2 protein-coding genes and 1 pseudogene are annotated in these 510 nt (G+C 78.4%); 2 read left to right on the forward strand and 1 reads right to left on the reverse strand.

The genetic code is table 11. The features are described from left to right. The coding region (locus tag PUR56_RS40645) for a hypothetical protein (RefSeq protein ID WP_329952667.1) at positions 1-187 on the reverse strand (187 nt) is incomplete at its 3' end. Positions 188-197: 10 nt separating this feature from the next. Here PUR56_RS40645 and PUR56_RS40650 point away from each other — a divergent pair. Next, complete coding sequence (locus PUR56_RS40650; RefSeq protein ID WP_329952668.1) at positions 198-326, forward strand: hypothetical protein; 129 nt, start codon at positions 198-200, stop codon at positions 324-326. 30 nt (positions 327-356) lie between these two features. Beyond that, a pseudogene (locus PUR56_RS40655) lies at positions 357-510 on the forward strand (beta-ketoacyl synthase N-terminal-like domain-containing protein); the annotation flags it as partial.

A 510-nucleotide genomic window follows, 5' to 3' on the forward strand; every position in this document is an offset into this window, starting at 1 on the left:
CGTGGACGGCCGCCGTCCCCAGCAGGCCGGTGGTGGCGGGGACGGCGTGCGCGCGCCCGTCCTCGGCGACCACCGCCGGCTCGCCACCGCCCACCGCGGCGGCCAGCGCGGCCAGCGCGGCCGCGGGGGGCAACAGGGAGAGGCCCGAGCGGCGGAACTGCGCGGAGCCCGCGTGGCCGGCCATCATGCCGGCGTCGGTGCTGGCCGACCTGCCGGAGGTGCGGGCGTCGGTCCGCGAGGTGACCGTGACCGGCCGGCTGCCGCTCGCGCTGCGGCTGGCGGACCTCTCGCCCGCCGAGGCGCGCCGGACCCTGCTGTCCGAGTAGCGGGTCCAGTCTGCCGCGGTGCTCGGGCACGGGACGGGCGGTGCGGTGGACACGGCGTGCTCGTCGTCGCTGGTCGCGCTGCACCTGGCCGCGCAGGCGCTGCGGTCGGGCGAGTGCTCGCAGGCGCTGGTCGGCGGCGTCACCGTGATGCCGAACCCGGATGTGTTCGTGGAGTTCTCGCGTC

The sequence above is a fragment of the Streptomyces sp. BE303 genome, assembly GCF_036290945.1.
Lineage (GTDB): Bacteria > Actinomycetota > Actinomycetes > Streptomycetales > Streptomycetaceae > Kitasatospora.